16 protein-coding genes and 1 tRNA gene are annotated in these 20,321 nt (G+C 61.8%); 5 read left to right on the top strand and 12 right to left on the bottom strand.

The window, feature by feature from the left end:
* Positions 1 to 220: 220 nt before the first annotated feature.
* Positions 221 to 1,447, top strand: coding sequence for a Pycsar system effector family protein (locus OIS53_RS16955; protein ID WP_264679764.1), 1,227 nt, complete (start codon positions 221 to 223; stop codon positions 1,445 to 1,447).
* 217 nt (positions 1,448 to 1,664) lie between these two features.
* Here OIS53_RS16955 and OIS53_RS16950 read toward each other — a convergent pair whose 3' ends face one another.
* Complete coding sequence (locus OIS53_RS16950; protein ID WP_264679763.1) at positions 1,665 to 2,834, bottom strand: DUF2652 domain-containing protein; 1,170 nt, start codon at positions 2,832 to 2,834, stop codon at positions 1,665 to 1,667.
* A 137-nt stretch (positions 2,835 to 2,971) separates the two neighbouring features.
* Between OIS53_RS16950 and OIS53_RS16945 the strand changes: the two genes are divergently transcribed.
* A tRNA-Arg gene (locus OIS53_RS16945) sits at positions 2,972 to 3,043 on the top strand.
* Between the two features lie 171 nt (positions 3,044 to 3,214).
* Here the strand turns inward: OIS53_RS16945 and OIS53_RS16940 are convergent.
* Positions 3,215 to 3,898, bottom strand: coding sequence for a response regulator (locus OIS53_RS16940; RefSeq protein ID WP_264679762.1), 684 nt, complete (start codon positions 3,896 to 3,898; stop codon positions 3,215 to 3,217).
* Between the two features lie 561 nt (positions 3,899 to 4,459).
* Here OIS53_RS16940 and OIS53_RS16935 point away from each other — a divergent pair.
* Together OIS53_RS16935 and OIS53_RS16930 are read left to right on the top strand one after the other, a co-directional pair.
* Positions 4,460 to 4,873: an STAS domain-containing protein gene (locus OIS53_RS16935; RefSeq protein ID WP_264679761.1), complete on the top strand. Its 414-nt coding sequence runs from the start codon at positions 4,460 to 4,462 to the stop codon at positions 4,871 to 4,873.
* Between the two features lie 178 nt (positions 4,874 to 5,051).
* A complete protein-coding gene (locus OIS53_RS16930) occupies positions 5,052 to 6,536 on the top strand; it encodes a nicotinate phosphoribosyltransferase (RefSeq protein WP_264679760.1) in 1,485 nt (494 codons plus the stop codon).
* A gap of 47 nt (positions 6,537 to 6,583) precedes the next feature.
* Here OIS53_RS16930 and OIS53_RS16925 read toward each other — a convergent pair whose 3' ends face one another.
* Positions 6,584 to 7,117 (bottom strand): DUF4240 domain-containing protein, encoded by a 534-nt coding sequence (locus OIS53_RS16925; protein ID WP_264679759.1) that lies wholly within the window; start codon positions 7,115 to 7,117, stop codon positions 6,584 to 6,586.
* Positions 7,118 to 7,303: 186 nt separating this feature from the next.
* On the opposite strand from OIS53_RS16925, the gene OIS53_RS16920 reads away from it, so the two are divergent.
* Positions 7,304 to 7,513, top strand: coding sequence for a heavy-metal-associated domain-containing protein (locus OIS53_RS16920; protein WP_264679758.1), 210 nt, complete (start codon positions 7,304 to 7,306; stop codon positions 7,511 to 7,513).
* 166 nt (positions 7,514 to 7,679) lie between these two features.
* Here the strand turns inward: OIS53_RS16920 and OIS53_RS16915 are convergent, their stop codons facing one another.
* The 9 genes from OIS53_RS16915 to pyrF all read right to left on the bottom strand — a co-directional run bounded on the left by OIS53_RS16915 (position 7,680) and on the right by pyrF (position 20,256).
* Complete coding sequence (locus OIS53_RS16915) at positions 7,680 to 8,894, bottom strand: AIR synthase-related protein (RefSeq protein ID WP_264679757.1); 1,215 nt, start codon at positions 8,892 to 8,894, stop codon at positions 7,680 to 7,682.
* 131 nt (positions 8,895 to 9,025) lie between these two features.
* Positions 9,026 to 10,528 (bottom strand): amidophosphoribosyltransferase, encoded by a 1,503-nt coding sequence (gene purF, locus OIS53_RS16910; RefSeq protein ID WP_264679756.1) that lies wholly within the window; start codon positions 10,526 to 10,528, stop codon positions 9,026 to 9,028.
* A gap of 173 nt (positions 10,529 to 10,701) precedes the next feature.
* Positions 10,702 to 11,322, bottom strand: a complete 621-nt coding sequence (gene purN, locus OIS53_RS16905) for a phosphoribosylglycinamide formyltransferase (RefSeq protein ID WP_264679755.1) — start codon at positions 11,320 to 11,322, stop codon at positions 10,702 to 10,704.
* A 149-nt stretch (positions 11,323 to 11,471) separates the two neighbouring features.
* Positions 11,472 to 12,764 (bottom strand): phosphoribosylamine--glycine ligase, encoded by a 1,293-nt coding sequence (purD, locus tag OIS53_RS16900; protein WP_264679754.1) that lies wholly within the window; start codon positions 12,762 to 12,764, stop codon positions 11,472 to 11,474.
* 50 nt (positions 12,765 to 12,814) lie between these two features.
* Complete coding sequence (locus tag OIS53_RS16895; RefSeq protein WP_264679753.1) at positions 12,815 to 13,792, bottom strand: phosphoribosylaminoimidazolesuccinocarboxamide synthase; 978 nt, start codon at positions 13,790 to 13,792, stop codon at positions 12,815 to 12,817.
* A 110-nt stretch (positions 13,793 to 13,902) separates the two neighbouring features.
* Complete coding sequence (locus tag OIS53_RS16890; protein WP_264679752.1) at positions 13,903 to 15,468, bottom strand: phosphoribosylformylglycinamidine synthase subunit PurQ; 1,566 nt, start codon at positions 15,466 to 15,468, stop codon at positions 13,903 to 13,905.
* A gap of 13 nt (positions 15,469 to 15,481) precedes the next feature.
* Positions 15,482 to 18,592: a phosphoribosylformylglycinamidine synthase subunit PurL gene (locus OIS53_RS16885; protein ID WP_264679751.1), complete on the bottom strand. Its 3,111-nt coding sequence runs from the start codon at positions 18,590 to 18,592 to the stop codon at positions 15,482 to 15,484.
* 131 nt (positions 18,593 to 18,723) lie between these two features.
* Positions 18,724 to 19,326: an orotate phosphoribosyltransferase gene (pyrE, locus tag OIS53_RS16880; RefSeq protein ID WP_264679750.1), complete on the bottom strand. Its 603-nt coding sequence runs from the start codon at positions 19,324 to 19,326 to the stop codon at positions 18,724 to 18,726.
* Between the two features lie 147 nt (positions 19,327 to 19,473).
* On the bottom strand, positions 19,474 to 20,256 hold the full coding sequence (gene pyrF, locus OIS53_RS16875) for an orotidine-5'-phosphate decarboxylase (RefSeq protein ID WP_264679749.1): 783 nt from the start codon (positions 20,254 to 20,256) through the stop codon (positions 19,474 to 19,476).
* Between the last annotated feature and the right edge of the window lie 65 nt (positions 20,257 to 20,321).

Below are 20,321 nucleotides of genomic sequence, written 5' to 3'. Positions count from 1 at the left end.
AGGTAGGTAAACCAGCACGTGAGCAGGAGAGTTGCCAGCAATACAGTAAACTTACACCATACGGCCAACCCCAAAGCTAGGTTAAGAAAAGCGGTGCGCTGCCGTACGCCAGCCAGGTGCTTACCGTTTAGCTGCCGGCGTCTACAACCTAGCCTGCGGATTCGCGTTTTACACCGGTCGGCGGCCTGCGGGGTGCCGGCTCCTCTTCTATTTCCGCCTCATGGAGAACATCACGCTTCAACCGGCCAAGGCCGAAATTATCAAGCAGGCCAAAGCCTACATCACGGCTCTTTTCGAGGAAAAACTACCCCGGCAGCTGGTGTACCACTCGCCCAAGCACACGGCCACGGTGGTGAAAGAGGCCAAGGCCCTGGGCGAGGCCGCCGGCCTGCCTGAGGCCGACCAGGAGGCGCTGGTGCTGGCCGCCTGGTTTCACGACGCCGGCTACACCGAAGCTTACGCCGGCCACGAGTACCGCAGCATGGAGCTGGCCGCTACCTGGCTGCGTCAGCAGGGCTACCCGGAGGAGCGTATCCGGCTGGTGCAGGACCTGATTCGGGCCACCTGCCACACCGAGAAGCCGGAAACCGACCTGCAACGCCTGCTGCGCGACGCCGACATGAGCCACATGGGCCGGGAGGATTTCTTTGCCAATGCCGAGCTGCTGCGCACCGAGTGGGAAGTAATGCTGGGCAAGACTTTCTCCAACGAGGAGTGGGCTGAAATGCAGCTGGACTTTCTCACGTCCATCAAGTTCTACTCGGAGGCCGGCAAGGCGCGGTACAAGGAGCAGTTCAAGGAGAACATCAAGGCCCAACGGGAGCTGCTGAAGAAGGCCGAGAAAAAGAAGAAAAAGAAGCAGGAGGAAGAAGCCGGCAACTTTGCCGAGGGCAAGCGCGGGGTGGAAACCATGTTTCGGGCCACCTACGACAACCACAACACCCTCTCGCAGATGGCCGACAGCAAGGCCAACATGATGATCAGTCTGAACTCGGTTATCCTGTCGGTGCTGATTACCTACTTCGGCGCCAAAACCTCCACGCTGGGCGCCAGCACGTTTACCCGCAACCCCATCCTGGCGGTGCCTATGGCCCTGCTGGTGGCCACGGCCCTGGGCTCGGTGGTAACGGCCATCCTCTCGGCCCAGCCCGACGTGACCAGCTTTAAATGGCTCAAGAAGAGCCCCCAGGTAGCCACCAACCGCCGCGTAAACCTGCTGTTCTTCGGCAACTTCACCAAGCTCAGCCTCGACGCCTTTCAGGAAGGCATGGGCGAGCTGATGGCCAACAAAGACCTGCTCTACAACAACATGATTACCGACATCTACTATCTCGGTGACGTGCTGGCCAAAAAGTACCGCCTGCTCCGCATCAGCTACACCATCTTCATGGTCGGCCTGATTCTGGTGGCGTTTTCGTTTGCTATTGTGCTGCTGTACAAGTCGTGAGGTAGAAGTGAGAGGTTAGAAGTGAGACAGTAGAACGACACGTCCAGCGGGGCGGCACCCATCGTCAGCACGACCGGGTGTCGCCCCGCTGAGGTTTTCTATTCTTGTATCTCGGCCGTTGCTACCGATATGCCGCCCCTCCGGAGCTAGGTTCTTACCTAACTATCCATTTCTCACATTCTCCACATTTCTCACATTTCGCACATTCCTTCCCATTTCACTTCTTCTCCACCAACTCGGCCAGCTGGCGCAGGGAGCGAGCCAGGAAGCGGTGGAGGCGGCGGAGCTGGCCGCGGCGGATGAGGCGGTGGGCGCTGGCCACGTGGCCGTAGCGAAACTCCAGAGTCAGCAGGCAGGCCTGGGTGCTGATGGGCTCCAGCACGTAGAACAGCAAGGCGTTAGGAAACAGGCGGAAGTGCGAAATCTTCTCCACGTACTCCAGGCGCCCATCCTCATCCCCAAACTGCTGCACGGCCTGAAAATCAATCTGGCCGCCAAAGATGTCGACTTTGTAGCTGGTGCCCAGGCGGCCGGCTTTGGTTACGTCGTAGTGCACGGCTGAGGCGCCTTCCATCCAGCGGGGGCGCAGGCGGAAGTTGGCGAGTACCCGCAGGGCGTACGGGGCGGGCACGCGCAGGGCCCGGCGCACCTTCAGGGCGCAGCCCCGGCCCGGCACGTCGTCGTCGGTGGTGGCTTCGGGGGCGTTGAGCAGCAGGCGCAGCGGCGAGAGGTGGGCGTAGCGGTAGGCTATTTCGCCCAGGTGCTCGTAGTAGGCCGAGCCGGGCAGCAGGCGCGTCCAGGCAAAGGCCTGGGCCAGCTCGGCCGCCGGCTGGGTGGCCGCGTAGTCTTCCGACAGCAGAATGTACTCCGAGCCGGTTACGTTGTTCTTGAGCAGGCGATGCACCACAATCACGTCGCGGCCCATTAGCTTGGTGTGTTCCCGAATCTGGGCCACGCTCACGCGGCCGTAGTGCACCACGATTTTCAGCGTCAGGGCCAGCTCGTGCAGGGCCGCGGCCAGCTCCGAGCCGGTGTCGCGCTCCACCAGACGCAGATAGTTCTGAAAATCGAGGTAGATGCGGCGACACTGGCGCACCAGCTCCCGCGCCGTGGGTGGCGGCCCCAAGCGGTAAAACAGCACGGCGTCGCCCTGAATCTCGTTTACGCGCAAATCCAGGATGTTGGCCTCAATCAGAATCTCCAGCAAATCGGCCACCAGAAACGGGGCGCGCGGGCTTCCCGACTCCTCAATAAACCGAGTAAAGCCGCTGATATCGGGCACCAGGAGCAGCACGGGCAGCTGGCCATCGGCCTCGGCCTGAAGGCTGCTGGTACGGCTCATGCCGGCGGCCCGGCGGGCAGCGCGCATCTCATCCAGCAAGCCCATGCAAATCAGCTGATAAACGATACATAACACAGCGGCCCCGCAACCACGGGGCCGGTGCCTGCTATACGCCAAGGCCAGCCCATGGGGTTTGGGCCGCCGCCGCTTTCCGCGTAGCTTTGTACTGCGGCTACCGCCCCGGCCTCGTAGTTCAACGGATAGAACAAGGGTTTCCTAAACTTTAGATACAGGTTCGATTCCTGTCGAGGCCACATGGTGATAGGGTAAGTGGTGACAGGTGAACGGTCATGCTGAGCTTGCCGAAGCATCTCTCCCGCTGACTAACTGATTAGTAGTGCAACGAAGCGGGAGAGATGCTGCGCCTCCGCTCAGCATGACCGTTCACCTGTCACCACTTACCCCTGTCACCTCTAATTCACCACCTACTCAATCAGCCCCTGGGCCATGGCGTAGCGGATGAGGGCGGCGGTGTTTTTGGCCTGGGTTTTCTCGATAATGTTCTGGCGGTGGGTTTCGATGGTGCGCTTGCTGGTAAACAGCTTGTCGGCTATTTCGGCGTTGGTGAGGCCCTCGGCAATCAGCTTCAGCACTTCCAGCTCCCGGCTCGACAAGTCGGTGGGCTTGCGGGTGCCAACGGCCACGGCTACTGTTGCCGGGTCCTCCGGGCTGGCCGCTTCGGGAGCAGGCCGTTGCACGAGGCGGTTGAGCACGTCTAGTCCAATTTCGGTGCAAAGAAACGGGCGGCCGGCCGCCACCGTCCGGATGGCGTGGATAATCTCGGTGTGGTCGGCGCTTTTGAGCACGTAGCCAAGTGCCCCCGCCTGCAACATCCGCGACACGTAATGGTCGTGGTTGAGCATGGACAGCACCAGTACCCGCACCTGCGGAAACTGCTCCCGCAGCAACGGCATCGTGGCAAATCCGTCCAGCACTGGCATGTTCACGTCCATGAGCACCACATCGGCGGAAGTGGTAGCCAGCATCTCCAGCAGCATCTGACCGTTGCTAGCCTCGCCCACCACCGTAATAGCAGGTTCTCGCGAAAGCAAGACCCGAATCCCATCCCGCAGGATGGTGTGGTCGTCGGCGAGCAGTACTTTGATCATATAGCAGACTGCTTATTATTTTCCTATTAGAAGCTTACAAAAAAGCCCGGCAATACTACTACGAATTTAACTGCTGTGAGGTACAGTTACTAATCAGAAAGCTCCTCTATTTGGGTAGCCCCGGTATTTGCAACCAGAATAGGTGCTTTTTAGGAAAAGACTTCCCTCCCGCCCCGCCACCACGGCGCGTAAGTACCTGCTGCTCCAGGTATTCCCACGCTTTCTACTCGTCGCGCAGCCGCTTGCCCTACCCTTCTTTTACTGCCTCATTCTGACATTCAACCTACAGCTTTTTACCTTATTATAGGTGCTGGCTAGCTGCCACTTACCTTTTGATAAGGCTCAGGAACTTCACTTATACCCAAGCAGGCAGTGGGCAAAAGCTGCTCTGCTGCTTCTAAAGCACGTACAATTACTTATTTGCAAATCAGTATTTATACTTTGACCTGCTGAGTAGGTCACCCGTATATTGAGGTCAGGTGAGAAACTCTCCAGGGGTATTCCAGAGTAGGGTTTTGTGTACAAGGCAGTAGTATAGTTGTAGTTCTTGGCCGACCTTGTATGGAAGTGTATCGTGAGATTTTGCCCAACAGCTATTTGTTGATTTTATCGGATAGCAGTACCTCGGCTGGTAGCACATCGGCTACGGAGGTGCCGCTGCTGCATGCTCTGCATCGGGCCAGCCGTAGCGGCAAAGCCAGCATCTGGATTGATTGTAGTCATTTGCAACAACTGCCACTGGCCTCGTTGCGGGTGTTGCTGCGCTTTTACCGGCGGCTCCAGCAGCGCAGGGTGTCGCTGGTGCTGTGCCATTTGGAAGGAGCCGCCCGGCAGCAGCTCGCCAAGCTGCCCGGTAGCCTGTGCCCGCCGGTAGTGCCCTCCCTGCTGGATGCCGAAAGCTACTGCCGCACCCAGCAGGCACCGCCTTCCCTAGCCACTGCCTCCCGCAAACCCCTGGCCGCGCCGGGAACCTAGTTTTTTTCTAGCTGCAAGCCGTAAGCTCCAAGCTACAAGCTGTTGTTCTGACGAACCCTGCTCAGAACAGCAGCTTGTAGCTTGGAGCTTACGGCTTGCAGCTTTATAGAGAGCGGCTTGGAGCTTATGGCTTGCAGCTAAACCTTACTGCTTGCCGCTTTCTTCGCAACTTGCCGGCATGAACCCAGCTCCACTATCCGGCCTTTACGCTCCCTCGCTCAGCCTCGTCACCGACCTCTACCAGCTTACCATGGCCTACGGCTACTGGAAGAAGGGCATGCAAGACCAGGAGGCGGTGTTTCACCTGTACTTCCGGCGCCCGCCCTTCAACGGAGGCTTTGCCGTGTGCGCCGGCCTGGCCTATGCTGCCGACTGGCTCGAAAACCTGCGCTTCTCGGACGACGACCTCGCCTATCTGCGCGAGCTGCGCGGAGCCAAGGGCACGCCCCTGTTTGAGGCCGGCTTTATCGACTACCTGCGCGAGCTGCGCTTCACCTGCGACGTCGACGCCATTGCCGAAGGCACGGTGGTGTTCAGCAACGAGCCCCTGATTCGGGTGCAGGGGCCGCTGCTTCAGGCGCAGCTCGTGGAAACGGCCCTGCTTACGCTGGTCAACTTCCAGACGCTGGTAGCCACCAAGGCCGCTCGCATCCGTGAGGCCGCCGGCTCCGATACCGTGCTGGAGTTTGGCCTGCGTCGCGCCCAGGGGTTTGATGGAGGCCTGAGCGCCAGCCGGGCTGCTTACCTGGGCGGCGTCGATGCCACGAGCAACGTGCTGGCCGGGCAGCGGTTCGGCATTCCCATTAAGGGCACCCACGCCCATAGTTGGGTTATGGCCTTCGAGGAAGAAGAAGCCGCCTTCCAGGCCTACGCCGACGCTTTCCCCGACGACTCCACTTTCCTTGTGGATACCTATGACACGCTGGAGGGCGTGCGCCGCGCCATCAGCGTGGCCCGGCGCCTGCGGGAGCGGGGCCACGAGCTGGGCGGCATCCGCCTCGACTCCGGCGACCTAGCCTACCTCAGCCGCGAGGCCCGCGCCCTGCTGGACGAGGCTGGCTTCCCCAAGGTGCGCATCGTGGCCAGCAACGACCTGGAAGAAAACCTCATCGTCAGCCTTAAGCAGCAAGGCGCCAAAATCGACACCTGGGGCATCGGCACCCAGCTCATCACCGCCTACGACCAGCCGGCCCTGGGCGGGGTGTACAAGATGGCCGCTCTGCGCAAGCCTGACAATTCGGGCTGGGACTACACCATCAAGCTCTCCGAGCAGCTCGTCAAAACCAGTATTCCCGGCATTCTGCAAGTGCGCCGCTACGAAACCGACCGGGGCCAGGCCCGCGCCGACATGCTCTACAACACGGCCGAGCCCCTGCCCGACCAGCTCACCATCGTGGACCCACTGGACCCCACCCGCCGCCGCCCCATCCGCTCCACCCAGTTTCGGGAGCTGCTGGAGCCGGTGTTCCGGCAGGGCCGCCGGGTGCAGAAGCTGCCTACCCTCCAGGAAAGCCGCGCCCGCGCCCACCGCGAAGTCCTCAGCCTCGACCCCAGCATCCGCCGCTTCCTTAACCCCCACGCGTACCCCGTGGGCCTAGAGCAAACCCTGCACGAGTACCGGATGCAGCTGATTCTGGAGAAGCGGGCGGTGCGGCCCGCGTAGGGGCCTATTACCAAGACCCGGCTGCTACAGTGGCCGGGTCTTGTTTTCTAGGCTACTCCGAATTTCTTCCACAGCTTGGGCAGCATTTTCGGAAGCTGGCTTTCGGTCCAGTCATCACCTTTCGTCTCGGACCCGAAATCGTAGTCTAGGCCTCGGGCATGAGCAATGTTTCTAGGAAAAGAGTCATCTTCCTCGGTTTTGCCCGTTCGCTTCTCGAAGGCAGTGGTAGCCACGTATAGCAGCTCTTCAAAACCTTGATAAGGATCATCCACGACACTAGCCAAGGTGTCAGGGTTGAGAAGTGCAGTGGTGAAAACTGCTTCGCCTTGCCCAATCAGCCAGCAGCGAAAGTACAGGTAGGAGTCATCCGACACGTAGCCGTCGATTATCTTCTGTGCGGCTAGAATATTGAAATGGTCGGCTTCTATCAGGTACTCGCGCAACACGCATTCGAATGATATTATCTGCTCAGGCTCCAGCGTCTGCAGGCTTTTAATCAAAGCGGCTTCCTGCAGCTGCTGGTTGTTCTGGGCTTCTCTAGCAGCCGATTCAATGAAGTGCCAGAATTCCTTCTTTTCCATTTTACCTGTTTATCTGCGTGCGTCGCATGAGCCGCGAAATACGACAAAACTATACACACCATCAGCTAATCCTTGCACCTACGCACCCGTACATGGCGGCTACTTTTGCTTCTATTCCGTTGTTACCGCAATACCTCACTCGTTGCTGGTTGCGTCCGTAGCAGCTGCTTAATCTGACATGTACCCATGCCCACCCTTCAGTTCAAAACCAGCATCAACTGCGCCAACTGCCTGCGGGCCGTTACACCCTTCCTCGACGCCGAAGCCAGCATTGAAAAGTGGCAAGTAGACACCAACAACCCCGACAAGATTCTGACCGTGGAAGGCGCGAATCCCATTCCGGAGCTTGTTATGAAAGCAGTAGCCCAGGCCGGTTTCGATATAGAGCCCGCCTAACTCGTTGCTTTACTGACGACGAAAGCCCCGTTCTTATCCAGAACGGGGCTTTTGCATAGCGCACATCCGGCACTTACGGTTTAATAGTTACTTCATCGGGGCGGCTCCCGGTGTCAGCAGGACGCTACTTGCCGCTACCGGAACGGCATAGAGCCGGGGCCGTGAACTAGCCTTCGTAACGTAGTTTCCCAGCCCCGACGCGCAGCGTCACGCCCGGCTCGGCCGTGATGTGGCCGGCTATCTGGGCGCGGTAGCCGCTGGCTTGCAGCTGAGCGACTACCGCATCGGCCTGGGCGTGGTCGGTAACGAGGAGCATACCGTTGCCCATGTTCCAGTAGAGGTAGGCTTCGGCGGCGCTGATGCCGGCCAGCTCGGCCAGCTGCTGCATGGCGGGCAGGGGCTCAAACAGGTTGGTCAGCTCGGCGCCTACGCCGTTTTTGAGCACGCGCTTGAAGTTGTCGGCAATGCCGCCGCCGGTGATGTGCGCCGCTGCGTGCAAGGGCAAGCCCGCGTCGAGCACCGCCGCCACGCCAGGCGAGTAGATGAGAGACGGGGTTAGTAGGACTTCGCCCCAGGTGCGGACCTCACCCCCTAGCCCCCTCTCCAAAAGAGAGGGGGGACTAGCTGCTAGTGCTCTAGAGCTAGCCTCTACTTCTAGAGTTAGTTCCCCTTCTCTTTTGGAGAGGGGGCTGGGGGGTGAGGTAAACGGCGCCAAGTGCCAATCCTCCCCAAACGCCTTGGTGAGGGCGCGGCGGGCTAGGGAGAAGCCGTTGGAGCGGAAGGAGGGTGAATGCAGGGCTACCACGGCCTGGCCAGGGCGCACGTTGGCGCCGCTCAGGGGGCGCGGCAGGCTGGGATGCAGCACGCCCACGGCCGTAGAGCACCAGTTAAAGTTCATGCGGGCACCCGCCCAGCCGCCGATGCGGTTGCCCAGCTCGGCAATTTCGCCCCCCGTTACGGCTATCTGGCTGAACTGGGCCGCGTCGTGCAGGCCGCGCATCAACTCGTCTACCACCTCGTAGTTGAGGGTGTTCACGTCGATGATGTTGGACAGGTTGGTGGGCACGAAGCCGGCCACTATCAGGTCGTCGGCCACCATGGCAATCAGGTCGTAGCCCAGCGTGTCGAACCGGTCCACCCGCTCGGCCACTTCTATTTTGGTACCGATGCCATCGGAGCCAATGCCCAGGCGCTCCGCCCCGAACCGGATTTCGTTGGAAAAGCCGCCTTCCAGGTCCTGGGCTGGCTCACCGGGCTTGCCGGCGCGGGTGGCAAAGGTTTTCTTGGCCCAGTTGAAGGCGTTGCGTGAGGCAGCATTACCTTCCTCGATGGAGTAGCCGGCGGTGGATTTGAAGTTGGGTTCGGCGGACGTTTGGCTCATATGAAGAGGTAGAGACGCAACATGTTGCGTCTCGTCGTTGCTGATGCTGTTTGATTGGCGTGGTTCCGTCCGTTCAACGACGAGACGCAACATGTTGCGTCTCTACCTCGTTTGGCCGGTTTCTAACTTACCTAATGCTCGGTTGGCTCGGGGGCCTTGGCACTCACCGACGTAGCGGCGCCTTTTTTGTCTTTGTCGCGGTGGCTTTGGCGCTCCTCCTGGATGTGGCGCAGGTACTTGGTGACGTCGCCGGTGGGGTAGCGGCCCGAGAAGCAGGCGAAGCAGCTGCCCCCGTGGCCTTTATCCTCGTCGAAGAGGGCTTGCAGGTCCTGGAGGTCCTGATAGATAACCCGGTCGGCCCCGATGTAGCGGCAGATTTCCTCCTCAGTATGGTTGGCCGCAATCAGCTCGGTGCTCATGGCCATGTCGATGCCATAGATGCAGGGGCTGATGATGGGCGGGGCGCTGCTGATGAAGTACACCTCGGTGGCTCCCGCCTCGCGCAGGATGCTCACGATGCGCCTTGACGTGGTACCGCGCACGATGCTGTCGTCCACCACGGCCACCTTCTTGCCCTGCACAAACTCCCGAATAGGGTTGAGCTTTTTCTTCACCACGTCTTCTCGGCCCGCCTGGCTGCTCACAATGAAGGAGCGGCCCATGTGGTTGTTCTTTACCAGCCCGCGCCGGTAGGGCACCCCAATGGCCTCGGCCAGCCCCGAAGCCGCAAAGTACCCCGACGACGGCACGTCAATCACCATGTCGGGCTCCAGGCCGGCCGCCAGCACTTTGCGGGCCAGCATCTTACCCAGGCGCACCCGCTCCCGCGCCACCAGCCGGCCGTTAATGGTGGAGTCTTCGCGGGCAAAGTAGATGTGCTCGAACACGCAGAATGCCTTGGGCAGGGCGTACGGGTTCTTGAAATGCACCTGAAAGTTCTGGTCGATAAACACGACCTGCCCCGGCCCCACGTTCTTGATGAACTCGAAGCCCAGGTAGTCGAAGCAGGTGCTTTCCGAGGCAAAGGCGTACACCGGCCCGCGGGGCGTGTCGCGGCGGCCCAGCACCAGGGGCCGGATGCCCAGCGGGTCGTTGAAAGCCAGCAGCCCGTGCCCGGCAATGACGGTGATGGTGGCGTAAGCGCCCTTCACCAGTTCCTGCGTCGTCTCCACGGCGTCGAAGATGTCCACCACCGACAGGTTGTCGAGGTTCTTCAGCCGCAGCTCCGAGGCGAAGGTGTACATAATCAGCTCCAGGTCGTTGCTGGTTTTGGGTAGCACGTGGTACTTGTCGTGCAGGCGCTTAGCCACGTCCCGGAAGTTGATGACGTTGCCGTTGTGCACCATGGCCAGCCCAAACGGATAGCTGGTAGTAAACGGCTGGGCCAGGGCCGAGTCGTTGGAGCCCTGGGTGGTGTAGCGCGCATGCCCGATGCCGATGTTGCCGGTCAGCTTCTTGAGCTGCTTGGGCCGGAACACGTCGGCAATCAGGCCGTTGCCTTTGCAAAGGTGGAAGTTGTCGTCAAAGGTGCAGATGCCGGCCGCGTCCTGCCCACGGTGCTGGAGCGCCGTCAGGCCAAACACGATGTCGTGGGCAACATCCTCGGGGCCGTAAAAACCTACTATTCCGCACATGGGGGGTTGGGGAATTAAGAATTGGGAATTGAAAATTAAAAATTGACAAGTGGAACGTCCTGCTCCATCTGGCGTCCGCTTGCCGAAGCATCTCTACCGAGGGTAACTTCTATCGTGCAGACGAAGCGGGAGAGATGCTTCGACTGCGCTCAGCATGACGGGCTGGGAAAGACTTACTTCTCAATTTTTAATTCACTGCGAAGCAGCCGCGCTACGGTGTCGGCGTAGAGCTGGTGCTCCACGGCAAGGCCGCGGCGTTCCACTTCGGCGAGGGTAGCGGCGCCGCGCAGGTCTACGGGAGCCTGCGCCAGAATGGGGCCGGTGTCGAGGCCTTCGTCAACCAGGTGCACGGTGATTTTGGTTTCCGGCAACTGCTGTTCAAAGGCCCACTCGTAGGCGTGCAGGCCCTGGTGCTGGTGGGTGTCGGCGGGGTGAATGTTGAGGATGCGCCCAGCAAACGCCCGCACGAACGTGCCCGACAAGATGCGCATGTAGCCGGCCAGCACCACATAATCGGGCTGGTAACCCTTCAGTAGCTCCACCACCTGCGCATCAAACTCCTCCCGCTTGCGCCCCTGGCTGCTGAGGCTGGCCGTGGGGCAGCCCAGCGCGGCGGCAGTTTCCAGGCCCGGCGCGTCGGGTTTATTGCTGAACACCACAACCACTTCGGCCAGGTCCTTCAAAACGCCGTGTTGGACGCCGTTGACCAGGGCCACCATGTTGGAGCCGCGGCCGGAAAGGAGAATAGCGAGGCGGGCCTTGTTGGGGACCTCACCCCCTAGCCCCCTCTCCAAAAGAGAGGGGGAACTAGTTTCTTGTTTACTAGAGCTAGCCTCTACTTTTAGAGCTAGTTCCCCCTCTCTTTTGGAGAGGGGGCTAGGGGGTGAGGTCCCCGGTGAGGGGACGACAGGATGAGGCGCTGCGGCGGGCTGAATCTGCTCCATCATCTCACCGCACTGAAAATCTCCGTCGGCTCCGGCCGCTGGCCGATATCGGGGCGGATGTACATGCCTTCAAACTGCACTTTCTCGGCTTCGCGGTACACGCGGGCTACGGCTTCTTCCAAGTCGTGGCCGTGGGCGACAAGCACCAGCACCCGGCCCCCGTTGGTGACGAGCTGGCCCTCGGCGGTGCGCTTAGTGGCGCCGTGGAAAACGAGGGTGCCGGGGTGGAGCTGGTCGAGGCCGGTGATGGGGAAGCCCACTGGAAAGCCGCTGGCCGGGTAGCCACCCGAGGCCAGCACTACGCCCACGTAGGCACCAGGGCGTTGGCGCACTACAGTTTCAGCTAGGCGGCCGTCGAGGGTGGCCGTGATGAGGTCAAGCAGACTGGTGTCGAGGGCCGGCAGCAGCACTTCGGCTTCCGGGTCGCCGAGGCGGACGTTGTACTCCAGCAGCTTGGGGCCCTGGGGCGTGAGCATGATGCCAAAGTAGATGAATCCCCGGAAGCTAAACGGCTCGGTTTGCAAACCGCGCAGGGTGGGGTCCACGATGTCCTGGCGGATGGCGGCCAGCACGTTGTCGTCGCAGAAGGGCACGGGGCAGTAGGCGCCCATGCCGCCGGTGTTGGGACCCTGGTCGTGGGCCAGCAGCTGCTTATGGTCCTGGGAAGGGCTGAGCAGCCGAATCCGGTTGCCGTCGGTGATGCCGATGATGCTGATTTCGGGGCCGGTCAGCTTCTCTTCGAGCAGGAAGCTAAACCAGCCGGTGTGCTCAGCTTGCAAGCTGCGCAGGGCTTCTTCGGCCTCTTCCGTAGAGGAGCACACGTACACGCCTTTGCCGGCGGCCAGGCCGTCGTACTTCACCACCACCTGGCCGTCCAGCTCAGCAGCCTTGGCGCGGGCTTCGTTCAGCTGGTCCGAGCGAAACTTCCACGACTTAGCCGTGGCTACGCCGTGCCGCCGCATAAAGTCCTTGCTCCACACCTTGGAGCTTTCCAGCGTGGCCCCCGCCCGGCTCGGCCCAAACACCCGAATGTCCGAATCCTGGAAATAATCGGCTACGCCCGCCGCCAGTGGTGCTTCGGGGCCTACCACAATCAGCTGCACATCCTTTTCTTGGCAGAACTGCTGAATGGCCGGGAAATCGGTGGCGCTGATGGCGGGGTGGCTGCCGGGGATGCCAGCGTTGCCGGGCAGCACGTGCACGGTGGCGCCGTCGCGGGTCAGCTTCCACGCCAAGGCGTGTTCACGGGCGCCGGCGCCGAGCAGGACGATGTTTGTGGGAGTGGGGGTCACTAGCAATGGAATTTCTCGCAGAGGTTCGCAGAGGGTTTCGCTGAGTTGTTCTAGGCCAAAGCCGGCTGGCGGGTTTCCGGAGCAGGCAGTTCGGCATCGTCGTCGCGCATAATGCCGGCGCGCACCAAGTTGCCCACGATGCGGGCGTGCACGTCGCCGCCGGTGCTGACGTCGGAGCCGATGGGCAGGGGCTGGCCGGTGATGCGCTGGTAGATGTCGAGGTAGCGGCGGCTGGCTTCCTGGGCTACTTCGGGCGTGAGGGCGCGCGGGTACTGGCCGTCCTGCTTGTTTTGCAGCAGCCACTGGCGCACGTACTCTTTGTCTATCTGCTCCACGGCTTCGGGGTTGCGGGCGTAGTCCTCAGCACTCCAGAAGCGCGACGAGTCGGGCGTGTGGATTTCGTCAATCAGAATCAACTCCCCATTTAGCAGCCCAAACTCGTACTTGGTGTCCACCAGGATGATGCCGCGCTCGGCCATCCACTGCGAAGCGAAGTTGAACAGCCCCAGCGACTTCACCCGCATCTGCTCGTACAAGTCGGCCGGCACCCAACCTTCACTCACCAGGTTCTCCGGGGTGATTTCGCGGTCCGACTCCTCCTTGGTAGTGGGCGTGACGATGGGCTCGGGGAACTGCTGGTGCTTGGTCAGGCCGTCGGGCACGGCTACGCCCGAGAAGGTGCGCTGCCCCTTCTGGTAGCCGCGCAGCATGGAGCCCGTGATGTAGCCCCGCACCACCATCTCCACCCGAATCGGCTCGGCTTCCTTGGCCAGCGTCACGTTGGGGTCGAGCAGCTCGATGACGTGGTTGGGAATGATATGACGGGTCTTTTCAAACCAGAAAGCAGCCAGGCCATTTAGCACGGCACCCTTGTGGGCCACGGGCGTTTCCAGCACCGAGTCGAACGCCGACAGCCGGTCGGTCACCACAATGAGCCGCTCGCCCGAGGGCGCACGGTACGAGTCGCGAACTTTGCCGCGGTGCAAGAGCTGGAGCTGCGGGGTGGCGAAGTGGTTGAGGGTGTTCATGGGGTGAAACCCCTCCCCCCGGCCCCCTCCCCAAAAGGGAGGGGGAGCCAGACGAGGATGCGTGGGGCGGTTCTATGTGTGGATGAATTAACTTGAAAATGGGGACAAAATCAGGCTTGGATGTGGGTTAAGCGGCTTTGAATTTGCCGTAGTACCTGGTCGGTTTGATGCAGAATTTCTTGGTTGCTGAAGCGCAGCACCTCGTAGCCAATTCCCTGCAACACGCTCGTTCGGTCTTTATCGTAAGCGGCTTGCTCTGCGTCGTCGTGAATCTCTCCATCGGCCTCGACAATCAGCTTAGCTGAAAGACAAACAAAATCCACGATGTAGGAATCAATGGCGTGCTGCCGCCGGAATTGAACGCCCAGCTTCTCGCGCCGCAATTCGTCCCATAGCTTTGCTTCCGCTTCGGTAGGTTGCTTGCGGTTCTCACGCGCCCAAGGCCCTAGCGTCTTCCACTTCTGGGGCGTGGTGGTGAAGATATGCTCCTGTGCCGTCTGAAATTCGGAAGCAACTGACTTTTCGCTTCCTACCTCCTCATTCGTCTGGCCCCCCCTCCCTTTTGGGGAGGGGGCCGGGGGGAGGGGTCCGCCGTGGAGGGCGGCCACATGCTCCACAATATTCCGAAACAGCCGCAGCCCGTCCCCTTCCTCGGAAGTTTCCGGCTGCATCCGCTTCCGCCGGGCCCAGTCCGGGTGGTTGTACAAGGACAGAAACGCCTCCGGGTGCGGCATCAGCCCGAACACTTGGCCGGTGGGGTCCGTCAGGCCGGCACAGTTCAGGTCGGCGCCGTTGGGGTTGTGGGGGTACACGTCGGTGGGCGAGCCGTCGAAGTCCACATACGACAGGCAGTTGAGGCCGCGGGCCTGAATTTCGGCCAGGGTGTCAGTGCCCTTAATGATAAGGCGACCTTCGCCGTGGCGCACGGGCACTTCCAGCGTGTCGAGGCCGCGCAGGAAGGGCGAGTTCGACTTGGGGTTGACTTTCAGCTTCACCCAACGGTCCTCGTAGCGGCCCGAGGCGTTGTGGGTCAGGGTTACTTCGGGCGTCACGGTGCCGCTGAGGTTGGGCAGCAGGCCCAGCTTCACGAGCACCTGGAAGCCGTTGCAAATGCCCATGACAAACTTGCCGTTGGCAACGAACTGCCGGATGTCGTCGAGCAGGGTGCGGCCCGCGGCATTGCGGCGGTAGCGCAGCTTGTTAGCCAGCACCACGCCCGAGCCCAGGTCGTCGCCGAAGCTGAAGCCGCCGGGGAAGTTCAGAATGTCGTAGTCGTGGATGCTGACGTGGCCGTGCAGCACCTGGTTGAGGTGCACGATGGTGGCCTCGGCCCCGGCCAGGCGGTAGGCGGCGGCAAACTCCTCTTCGCAGTTGATACCAAAGCCGGTCAGGATAAGGGCCTTGACTGGCTGTTGGCTGTTGGCTGCTGGTTGTTGGCCTGCCGCGTAGGATTGGCTGATGCCTTCCTGCGGCTGCTCGTCTTTGTCCCCTGCCTGCTCGTCTTCGGTCCGGCTTTCCCCAGTGCCTTTCAGCGGCTCGGTGGTTTCGTGGCCGGTGCCCACGCTCTTGTAGCCGGGCACCAGCAGGTTGCCGCCCGCATCCGTAACGGGCCCGGTGTGGTCGAACTGGGGGTGCGGGGGCGTGTTCAGGTCCGGCAGTTTGGGTTTCTCTTCCATCTGACTAGGGCGCTTAGCGCGCGGCTTCGTGCTGGCCGAAGCCAATAATTCGATTCACAGGTCCGTTGGTCCAGGCGTGGCGCAGGGCGGCGGTGCTGGCCGCAATGATGGTTTTGCCCGTTTGCCGCACGTGTAGCTGTCCATCCGCCGTCACGCGGCCCAAGCGGGTGGCGCGCTGGCCGAAGTGTTGCTCAAACGCCACCACATCCTCGGGCGCCACCGTGGCCACAAACCGGGAGTGCGACTCCGAAAACAGCTGCACGTGCACCGGCAGTTCTTGCGGCAGCTCCACTTCGGCCCCGAAGCCGTAGCCAAACGTGGCCTCGGCCAGCGCCACCGCCAAGCCTCCGTCGCTCAGGTCGTGGCAGGACTGAATCAGGTTTCGGTCGTTGGCCTCGCCTACCAGGCGGTACAGCTCCTTGGCCTGCTCAAACCGCACCTGAGGCACGTTGGCGCCTAGCTCCCCAAACAGCTGATAAAACTCCGAGCCGCCCAGTTCGTCGTAGGTTTCGCCCAGCAGATAGATAACATCATCGGCCTGCTTGAAGTCGGAGGTGATGGTGCGGCGTACGTCTTCGATTTTGGCCGTCATGGAGTACAGCACCGTCGGCGGTACCGAAATCTTCACACCGTCGGCCTTGAAGTCGTTTTTCATCGAGTCCTTGCCACTGGTGAGCGGGATGCAGTAGGCCGCCGTGGCGTCGCGCAGGGCCTGGCACATGCGCACCAGCTTGGCCAGCTTGAGCTTGCCGTCGGGGTTGGTCACGGGGTCGTACACCGAGTCGGGCACGCAGAAGTTGTCATTCACCGACCAGAAATTACCGTCGCCGTAGCGCAGGTTCGGCAGCTTGCCGCCCACCGCAATAATCTGGCGCACGGCCTCGTCAAACGCCCCCGCCGACATATGGTAAGCGTCCAAATCTCCGAACCGCGGCAGGATGCCGTTGCTCACGGCCACGCCTTCCCAGCTCTCGAAGTTGAAGCGCACCACTGCCGCATCCTGCGGAGCCTGGCCCGTCGCGCCCATCAGCGGCTTGATAATCGTCCGGCCCTTCACCTCGTGGTCGTACTGCCGAATCACCGACTCGCGGGAGCAGATGTTGAGCGAGCCGAGCAGGCGTTCTAGCACCTGCGTGTAGGTTGCCTCACCCCCTAGCCCCCTCTCCTTCAGAGAGGGGGGACTAGTTTCTAGTTTGCTAGAGCTAGATTCTAGAACTAGTCCCTCCTCTCTGAAGGAGAGGGGACTAGGGAGTGAGGCTGGCCGCTTCCACTCTGCTTCCAGCACCTTGCGCGGCACGCCGTTGTGCAGGAATTCCATGTTCAGCCTCGCCACTGGAGCGCCGTCGAAGCGCACGTCCAGATAGCCGTCGGCGGTGAAGTAGCCGATGTCGGTCAGCTCTACTTCCATTTCGCGGCCCAGGGCTAGCAGCTCGTCCAGCTTGGCGGGCTCCACGGCCAGCGTAAACCGCTCCTGCGACTCGCTCACAAAGATTTCCCAGGGCCGCAGCCCCGGATATTTCAGCGGCACGCGCTTCAGCTCCACCACGGCCCCGCCGCTGATGGTAGCCAGCTCGCCGATGCTGGAGGAGAGGCCGCCGGCGCCGTTGTCGGTGCTGCACTTGATGAGGCCGCGGCGGGTAGCCAGCAGCAGAAAATCCATGGCCAGCTTCTGCGTAATCGGGGAGCCAATCTGCACGGCCGTGGCGGGCGAGGTTTCGTCCAGCTCGATGCTACTGAACGTGGCGCCGTGAATGCCGTCTTTGCCCACCCGGCCGCCGGCCATGATGATGCGGTCCTGCGGGTCAATCTTCTTTTCCCAGGAGTCCAGCCCGGCCAGCTGCATGGGCATTACGGCGCCGGTGCCGCAGTACACCAGCGGCTTGCCGGCGTACCGGTCGTCAAACACAATGGCCCCGTTCACCGTGGGCACGCCCGACTTGTTGCCGCCGTCCTCAATGCCCTTGCGCACCCCCTCAAAAATGCGGCGCGGGTGCAGCTGGTTGCTCAGCAAAGTGCCACTGAACTCGGGGTTGCCGAAGCACAGCACGTTGGTGTTGAACAGCAGCCGCGCGCCCCCGATGCCCGTAGCCAGCGGGTCGCGGTTGTTGCCCAGAATGCCCGTGATGGCCCCGCCGTAGGGGTCAATGGCCGAGGGCGAGTTGTGCGTTTCCACCTTCCACACAAACAACGACTCCGGGTTGATGCGCACAGCCCCGGCGTTGTCGCTGAACACCTTCACCAGCCAGTCGTTGCCGTTCTGGCGCAGCTGGCGGTCCACTTCGGCGGTAGCGGCTTTGATGTAGGTTTTGAACAGCCCGTCGATTTCCGTTTCCTCGCCCGTGTCGGCGTCGCGGTACTTGATGAGGGCCGCAAACTCCTTGTGCTTGCAGTGCTCCGACCAGGTTTGGGCAATGATTTCCAGCTCGCAGTCCGTGGGGTCCTGGGGCAGGCCCTGGGCCTGGCGCTCCTCCCGGATGCTGGCGTACTGGTCGCGCACGGCGCGCATTTCCTCCAGGTTCAGGGCGTAGAGGTTGTCTTTCGACAGCTGCACCAGCTCCTCATCCGTGAGGCCCACCAGGCGCACGGTGTCCGTAACAGCTTCGGCCCCGCCACCCGGCCGCGGCGTGTAGTCGCGGATCTGGGTAGCGGGGCCGACTTCAAATCGGTTTATCAACTTGTTGCCGAGCAGCTCCTCGGCCAAGCGGCGCAGGTCTTGTTCGGGCAGCTCGTGCTCCAGGAAGTAGAGCCGTTTGCTGAAAATATGCTGGGTATGGGTGTCAAGCGGCTGGTTCAGGAAGTCACCCAAGGCATTCTGGGCCGATATGCCTTCGTCGTCGGTCACGCCGGGCAGCTTGGCCACCAGGATGTAGCTTCTCAGGGCGGGGTCGTGGCGGAACTCGTCGAGGGCCACGTCGTGCAGCACCGGGTCCTGGAGGCAGTGGGTGGCGAAGTCGCGCAGCTGCTCACCCGATACGGGGTAGCGCACCGTGTAGAGGGCCGTGCTTTGCACGCGGCCGGTGCTGAGGCCCAAATGGCGTTGGGCGGCTTCGGCTACGCGCTGGCCCTCGCCGTCGTGTTGGCCGGGCTTGAGCAGTAGCTGAATGGTGCGTTGAGTGGAATCCAAAAGTGTACTGGTTATCTATTTTTCGGGTTTCCCACGATTACCGAAACCGTGAGGAAGCACACCCGCGCAGGGTACGCCGAAAATGCCTTGCCGCGGGGCCGCTTGCCGCTGCGGTAGGTTGAAGAAAACGCTTACTCCGGCCGGCTGCCGGGCTTCACCACCGGCAGACCGGCCCGGCACAGCGGGCAGTCATCGGGGGCGTACGTGGCCGCCGTGACCGGCAGCAGGGCAAAGTTCGGAAAAGAAAGTGAGGCTTGCCCACCCGTCCGGTCAATTAAACTGGCCACGGCCAAAACTTTTCCCCCGGCCGCCTCCAGCACCCGCGCTACTTCGTTGGTACTCTTGCCAGTTGTCACCACGTCCTCGGCAATAACTACCCGCTCGCCGGGGCTGATGGTGAAGCCGCGCCGCAAGGTCATCTGCCCCTCAGCATCCCGCTCCGTGAAGATGCCGGGCACGCCCAGCTGCCGGGCCAGCTCGTAGCCGATAACCACGCCGCCCATGGCCGGCCCCACCACCACATCGGGCTGCAAGCCAGCTTCCCGGATCTGCCGGGCCAGCTCGGCCGCCGCCGGCGCCGCCAGCTCCGGCCGGCGCAGAAACCGGGCGCACTGCACGTAAGTATCCGAATGCAGCCCCGACGACAGCCGGAAGTGCCCGCGCAGCAGCGCGCTTTCCTGCAACAGCTGCTGCTCCAGGGTTTCGGGGGTGAAGGTAGTTTGGGTGGAGGTCAAGGTTACCAGGTTGTAGGGGCGCGTCGCACGCGCCCGGTCGTTGCTGAGGTTAAACGGTTTATCTGCTGATGGCGCCGCTCTGCTGTCCCAGGGTTGAAGCCCTGGGCTAGTTAGCGGGAAGTACGGGACCCTGCGTAGCCCAGGGCTTCAGCCCTGGGATGACTGGGACACCAGCGCCGGCCGCAGCTGGTTGATTTGGTCCCGCAGCTCCCGCGCAGCCGCGCTGGCATCGGCGGCCTGCCAGATGACGCGGGAGGTATTAATAAGCAGTCCTGAGCCATCGGCCCGCAGGCCGGCGCGGAGGGTAGCGGCCAGGTCGCCGCCCTGGGCACCCACGCCGGGCACCAGAAACCACTCGTTGGGGCTGAGGCTGCGGATGTGGGCCAACGATGCCGGGTGCGTGGCGCCCACCACCAGCCCAATGCCGCCGCCCAGCTCGGTGTTCAGCTTGCCGGCCACTCGCGCCACGCCGTCGGCCAGGGAGCCGCCGCGGGTCAGGGCCATGTCCTGCATCGAATACTTCGACTTGTTGCTCGTTTTGGTCAGCACAAATGCCAGCTTGCCTTCCCGCACGAAGGGCCGCACCGCGTCGTCGCCCATGTAGGGGTTTACCGTCACGGCATCGGCCCCCACCACGTCGTAGGCGAAGCGGGCGTAGTGCTCGGCCGTGCTGGCAATGTCGCCGAACTTGCCGTCCAGAATCACCGGAATGCTTTCTGGAATGCGCCGTATGGTGTCGCGCAGCAGCGGCACACCGTTTTCCCGGCTCAGAAAGAAGGCCAGGTTGGGCTTGAAGGCGGCGGCGTACTCGGCGGTTTGCTCGATGACTTCGGCCAGGCGGCGTTCCACCTGGGCATCGTCGCCGGTGGGGTCGAGGCCTACACAGAGCAGAGAATTGGCTTCTTGAACGCGGGAAAGGAGTTTTTGCATGGGTGGGATAGAATGTAACGCGAAGTTTCACTTCGCGAGACGCAAGAACAACAAAACGGAAGAAC

Source organism: Hymenobacter sp. YIM 151500-1 (genome assembly GCF_025979885.1).
Taxonomy (GTDB): Bacteria; Bacteroidota; Bacteroidia; order Cytophagales; family Hymenobacteraceae; genus Hymenobacter.
Note: the sequence above shows the minus strand (reverse complement) of the source record. Positions and strands in the feature narration are given on the sequence as shown.